Source organism: Nevskia soli (assembly GCF_903970205.1).
GTDB lineage: Bacteria > Acidobacteriota > Terriglobia > Bryobacterales > Bryobacteraceae > Bog-113.
The window spans coordinates 1-6,164 of sequence record NZ_CAJCHS010000026.1 but is presented as its reverse complement, the minus strand read 5'-3'; the positions used below and the strand labels follow the sequence as shown (position 1 = coordinate 6,164).

The following is a 6,164-nucleotide window of genomic DNA, read 5'->3' as shown; positions in this document are numbered from 1 at the left end:
GGCCGTTTCCTCCGCGCCTTTGCGGTCGCCGTTGTAATTGACGGCGACGTCGCAGCCTTGCCGCGCGAGTTCGATGGCGATACCGCGGCCCACGCCTTTACTGGCTCCGGTGACGAGCGCTTTCTTTCCGGCGAGGTTGTTCGAGGAAGGGGTCATGCTACGAACCGAAGTGTAGCGTGAGCGCGGACTGGATACGGATTCTAGTAGTGTCTCCCGTAGGCCTTCCAAGCCTCGTTCACGTCTTGAGCCTGCCAGACCGCCTCGTAGTGCAGGGGGTTGTCTCTATCGAGCTTGTCGACCTCAGCGAAGTAGCGCGTGAGGGCCCGGTCAGCGTCTGCCGAGTGCATCGCGACAAGTTGATAGATCGCCCATCCGTGAATGCGCGAGTCCTCCACGTGACCCGCGGGTAAGAGCACAGTACCTAAGGCTTTGGTGCGGTCTGGATCGCGGGCCAACACAGCGATACGATCCCGGCAGAACTCAAGCTCGGACTTGCCCCACCAATCATTGTGAATTGCATTCATCGAGCTTTCAATCAAGGGAAAATCGGAAGAAGACCCAAGATCGCACAGCCGGTTGATGGCCCACCCATAAACCAAATCCTCGACATCGCCCTTATACGAATGCTCGTTTAGAACGCCCCGGGCAAACCTAATTTTATCTTCCGCATTATCCCCTGCCGCGCGCTCACCAATCTCCTTTAGACCGACGGTTACGCAGCCGAGTAGATAGTAGCGCCTATCTGAGGGAGCATCCTCCAGTCGGAACTTGCTTAAGATTTCCGACGCCGGCTGAGAACCCGTCTCGCCTAACTTCTCTGCCGCGTAGCACCGCGACTCAGCTTCAGCGAGATGTAGTCTTGCCATTCCATCTGTCCCGAGATCAGTCAATTGCCTAAAGTCCCCGATCGTGTCGCTAGGCTTGCCGAGGAGCACGGAGCCCAAAACGGCGACCACTCTCGGGAGCTCGGCGGGCGAGCGAAGAGCCGCGCCGGCGACGCGGTCGAGAGCGTGATACTCCGCGGCAAATTCGCCGGGCTCGTAAGCGTGGCAGGTGGCCGCTGCCGCAACAAAGATCGTGAGCGCGAGAATTGGATTCATCTGGTCGCTCTTTTGCTTTGACCGGCTTCGGTAGGGCGTTCCGTCAAGTACTCCCGCGATACCATTCGAATCCCGGTTGCCCGGATTCAAGAGTTTCGCAGATGAAGCTTTCCAGCGCGAGCGGCGAACTTACCTCGTTAAAGGTTATGCTGACGTGGTTTCCATCAACCGAAATCACTCCGCCCCATAAATCATCGCGCAAGTAGAACGTCCGCACGGACTCTCCGTCGAAAACGTATCCGCGAACTTTGCACACGGCATATCCATCACCGATTGTTCTGCCCCAAGTCAGATACCGCGCCTCACTCGCAGCAGCGGTTTTGAGATTCGCAACCGAGAAGATCGGATCCATCGTAGGGGCCGCTCTCCTCGAGTAGTATTGCAGCCACGAGACATTCTGAGGAATGTCCATGCCGCCACGCATTATCGAAACGGCGAGGAACAGAGTCTTGAACTTGGCGACATCGCGTAAATCGGCGAAGGGGACATCGAAAGATTCGTTAAAAGCGTTGAGCCTCAATCGTCCTTGCAGCCCTTCGATTGTCTTCTGTATCGTTTCCGATGATGGGCGATCAGACGCCACGGCGCTCAAAGTACTCTTTGTCATAAGCTCGTGCAATTCATTGGTCGCGGCTTCATACTTTGATGGAGTCGACCATAGCATATTCGCCGCTGTCTGAGCAGGGCCGCCGTAAAAGAATATGGGATCTGTAACTTCACAGTATTTATCGGCATCGGATGCCGCAGACGATGGAAGCGCTAACACGGTGGCGCTAATCGCGAGTCGGAAACCCCTGTAGGTGATTTTTTTTCACGATTCTCTATCCGCTATGGAATCCCGACAGATTGCGCGCTGAAGATCGATTATTCTAACGCGATCGATCATCGGCACTCCTCCCGTCGAGCCGCGCTTACCGAGTCGCTTTGGCGGGCGATAGAAACGCCCAGTGCGCCTGCGCTATTTCGGGCGAGCCGGCTATTAGAGAGCCCTTCGTTAGCTTGCCGGCAACAAAGTCTGCTTTGTACAACGAGTGATCCGCGCGGTAATAGACGGCCTGATCCGTAACAAGAACGACCTCGCTGTCGCCTGTTCCAGTCATTACCGTGAAGATACCCTTGGTCCGCGAATCAATTACGATCAGGGCGCCTGGGTAAAAGCTTTGCGATGACGAAAACAGATCGTCTACCGTTCCCCGTTTTCCTATCCGCTCACCAGCGCGTGTTTCTTGGCCGGGGCTGCTTCGCAGATTTCGGAGGTCCGCCGCGTTGTACTCAGTTCTGCGCTCCGACGCCGACGCATTTTGGTTCCGCGGTTCAGTCGCGATGGCTGCGATCCAGTAACCAAAAGCGCGCGGGCGACTGACTACCATCGGGAGTTCGATTCGGCTCCAGGCGCCGTTCGGACCCACCTTGATGTCAACCACGGAACCATTAGGCGGCAGAAACGGGAAGAGTCCCGTGATTTCGTCATTAGCGGCAAATAGACGGTAGCTATCGGAAAACTCGTCCACCGGTTTCAAGTACGCCGGCCGCGGAATTCCCGTCGACACGCCGTTAGGGTCATCAATGATGATGTGCAGCGGATTTCCGCGGACTTCCGGAACGTACTGATTATCCACCGGAAGTTCCCCGCCGACGTACCCAGAGGTGCGGACCCCCTCTAACGAGTTCCAAGGAACTTCAAACGGGCTGTCATCACTTGACGCGACCGCGACGCCTAGGAGGCGCGTTGCCGGCTGTGGGTCGATCTGCCTCCACATTTGCCCGAGCGCGAGGGCCACGACCGGGCCTTTCATCGCGATATTTAGCTCGAAGATGCTTTCTGGAAGAAACTTCTTGGCGTCGTAAGAGAGAGATTCACGACTTAACTTAGACGGTGAATCCATGAAGACAGTATCGAGAGTATTCGGCGCATTTGGAGGCGACGCGATGACCAAGACGCCATGGTCATAATCAGCGATCACGGTCTCAGAGCTAGGCGCTACCTCGCGGATGAAAGTGACAATCTCCTGCGCAGCGTCGACTTTGTACAGTCGCACAGGCCACTGTCCTCCCCCGTTGAAAGTGCCGCTAAGAAAGTAAAGGGCCTGCTCTTGAAGGGGACTAGCGGGGAGGAAAAAAGAAGAGCAAAGTAATACGGCAATTGCGACCATGCCAATCTTTAATCGCCGTGCGCCGTCGAGTTTTCTCATAGCCATCCTTATGTCTTTCACGAAGTCGCCGAGCATACACGAAATACATAGTCGAAGGAAGATCCATTTGTGGTGTTTACAACCCACGCGCCATTTGAGAATGTCAAATACCAGTACATGGCGTCGCTGTTATACATCTTGATCCAAATCGCGTCGGAAAACGGATGCTGGCCAGCTGCCGGCGTGTAACTGAACGTGCATGGTCCCTCGCTTAGGTTCGATTGCATTGACACAGGGGCTGTTGGATGAGCGCTGTTCCAGGAGTTCCAGGCGGATACGCTTGAACTCCAGTGTGCGGAGGCCCTCGGATTGTTGGCGGTATTTTGTTCAAGTCCTACAACAACGTTCGAAGTCCACGTCCATAGTTCCCACGGTGCGTTTTCGTAATCGAGCTGCATGATGCCGTATCCATTTCCTGGGCCATAGACCGGCTGACCATTACCCAGAAACTGCAAGTAGCCAGGTGATTCAGAATTAGCCAGTTGCTGGATGAACCACGGGCTTGTACCAAGCGCAGACTTTACCGCGGTAGCGCTCGGGTTTTCGCCGAGGATTGTGAAACCGAACGTTTGCGTATAATTCTGGTACGTCTCCGAGATGGTCGCTTGGTTGCCGCAGAAGTCGCCATCGAAGGTCCCGGCTATGTTCCATGCTGAGGCCGCCGCCGTAGTAGCTGTTAGGGTACAGCTGTAGTTCTCAGTCCCAGGCGCGGCATAGGTGATAACCATAGACCAGCTTGCATTTCCTGTTAGATTTACTCCTTCGCGTCCGGGTACAAGAACAGCACTTAGCGGTAAGGCGGGAGCTGGGCTTATGTACACTGTCGACTTTGCGGCTACCGCAGTGCCGTTCAGGGTTACAGAAATAGTCGGAGGCGGTGGTGGCGTGAAATTGATACCGAGGACCCCCGAGCCGCGCGAAACGCCAGGTTGCGACTGCCATCCCTGCCCATAGCCGTTTGACGTCACACTTACACTCCCAGAAGTAGTGCTTGGCGCACTCGGGTCGGCGTTCGGGTCCACTGAGACTGTGCCAGTGACTGAGATATCAGAGCATGACGATGGGGTAAAGGTTGTACTGCCTCCCCCGGTTATTGTCACGGTCGGACAGACGGTTCCGAGGTTTTGGCCTTGAATCACGATGTTTGCGTAGCTCGAACCGGCTTGGAACGAGCTCTGGGAAATGCTACTTAGAACAGGAGACGCATCCCCGACCGTGAACGTCGCAGATGCGGTTCCGACCGGCGTAGTGATCGTAATCGTGTGCGAGGTCACCGAGGCGCTAGCATCCACGTAGTACGGGTACTGGACCAGCGTATCGCTTACATAACTCGGAGCACCCAAGTGAAAGCCGCCAGAGGTTGCCCACCCTCCGGAGATGGGCTGGCTATCCAAAGTAGTCGGTGGCGGGTTCCCAGTGCTGTACATTCCGTCGTCGCTCAAACCACCCCCGTACACCATCAGCCAATGCACATTTTGGGGCGTGTCCACGGCAGGCGTGAAAGGTGAGACATAGCCGCCCGCCGCTGAGTAGTCCTGCAGCGCCGTAATTCCCGGCACGTCGACGGAATCGGGCGGGTCTCCACCTCCGAAGGGGCCGATACACGAGCAGGTCGCGCTCGCGCTGCCGCTCGACTCATACTCGCCAAAGCTCTCGCCGACCAAAATTTCGTTGTCTGTGCCCATGCCCGCCACGCAAGACGTAGTCTCAACTCCGTCCGGTGGCGTAATGTAGTTGCAGGTCTGATAGTTGTAGTGATTGCAAGGGTCTCCAGGACCCATCCCGATGCTTTCGTCCGTGGCGCTGGACGAGGCGGTGACGGTTTTGTTGGAAGGTGTGTAGATCGCGTCGTTGTATATAACTAGCTTAGCTTGTTGCTGCGCCCGCGCAGAGCCCGCAACGATTAGCAGCGCCACGGCGGCAGTGGTGATTTGTCGATAAGTGGTTCTCAGAATCGCTCCTCCAGAAGGCTGCCTTAGTGCTGGACGACGTAGATCTTGATTCTGGACTTGACGTGAACCGTGACGTAGGTATTCAGCCTTGACCATCCTGCGGGGGACATGCCGGTTTCGAGAGTCTGCCGGGTTGTGGCGACAAGGCTGTCTTCCTCAGTCCGCAGTTGGTCGGCGGTCTGACCAACCGCTTCCGACGAGGTCCCCGTGGATAGCTGAAGACGCATTGCCATGATCTTGTCGAACTCTTGTTTGAACGCGGCGAGAGCCCCTGTAATGACCGCCGAATCCGGCGCGCCAAGCGTTAACGGGGAGAGTTTGTCCCGAACCTACGGGCCGCTGCGGGCGTCGAGTTATTCGATTTCGGCTAAAGCTATGAACCAAACGTTGTAAGCTTCCGCGTCGGTAACCAGCTCGGGCGTTTGGGACCCGTCTATCGTCACTCGGTGCCCGACGCCGGAATGGCCGGTGTGCTGAGCAAAGGCCGAACTACATTCCCCGGCGCGCTACCAGCCGCCGAAGTGTAACCTGATCGCATTGACCGAGATCACAGCGGGAGCGGCCGATCAGGGCAAGCGCCTCGACCAGTTCCTCCAGGAGCATCTGCCCGAGTTCAGCCGGTCGCGCATTCAAGAGTGGATTCGCGCGGCACGCGTGTTGGTGGACGGGCGGGAGCAGAAGCCTTCGTACACGGTGCGTTCCGGGGATCGCGTCGCGGTCTCGCCCGCTGCTGCCGCGCCGTTGCGCGCCGAAGCCGAAGATATCCCGCTCACGATCTTGTATGAGGACGAAAGCTTAGTCGCGATCGACAAGCCCGCGGGCATGGTGGTCCACGCGGGGGCGGGGAATCACTCGGGGACGCTGGTGAATGCGCTACTGCACCGGTTCTCGCAGTTATCAATCGCAGGCGGCGAAGATCG

General features: G+C 56.9%; 7 protein-coding genes. 1 reads left to right on the top strand and 6 read right to left on the bottom strand.

What is annotated here, in order from left to right; genetic code table 11:
• From H1Y01_RS01525 to H1Y01_RS01500, 6 genes are all read right to left on the bottom strand, one after another.
• A partial coding sequence (locus H1Y01_RS01525; protein WP_180538332.1) for an SDR family NAD(P)-dependent oxidoreductase occupies positions 1–156 on the bottom strand: 156 nt, incomplete at its 3' end.
• Positions 157–200: 44 nt separating this feature from the next.
• Positions 201–1,100, bottom strand: coding sequence for a hypothetical protein (locus H1Y01_RS01520; protein ID WP_180538331.1), 900 nt, complete (start codon positions 1,098–1,100; stop codon positions 201–203).
• A 43-nt stretch (positions 1,101–1,143) separates the two neighbouring features.
• A complete protein-coding gene (locus H1Y01_RS01515) occupies positions 1,144–1,683 on the bottom strand; it encodes a hypothetical protein (protein WP_180538330.1) in 540 nt (179 codons plus the stop codon).
• A 328-nt stretch (positions 1,684–2,011) separates the two neighbouring features.
• On the bottom strand, positions 2,012–3,139 hold the full coding sequence (locus H1Y01_RS01510) for a hypothetical protein (RefSeq protein WP_180538329.1): 1,128 nt from the start codon (positions 3,137–3,139) through the stop codon (positions 2,012–2,014).
• Between the two features lie 170 nt (positions 3,140–3,309).
• Positions 3,310–5,208: a hypothetical protein gene (locus H1Y01_RS01505; RefSeq protein WP_180538328.1), complete on the bottom strand. Its 1,899-nt coding sequence runs from the start codon at positions 5,206–5,208 to the stop codon at positions 3,310–3,312.
• 59 nt (positions 5,209–5,267) lie between these two features.
• A complete protein-coding gene (locus tag H1Y01_RS01500; RefSeq protein ID WP_180538327.1) occupies positions 5,268–5,471 on the bottom strand; it encodes a hypothetical protein in 204 nt (67 codons plus the stop codon).
• A gap of 310 nt (positions 5,472–5,781) precedes the next feature.
• On the opposite strand from H1Y01_RS01500, the gene H1Y01_RS01495 reads away from it, so the two are divergent.
• Positions 5,782–6,164 (top strand): S4 domain-containing protein (locus H1Y01_RS01495; RefSeq protein ID WP_257644402.1); only part of this gene is annotated, 383 nt, incomplete at its 3' end.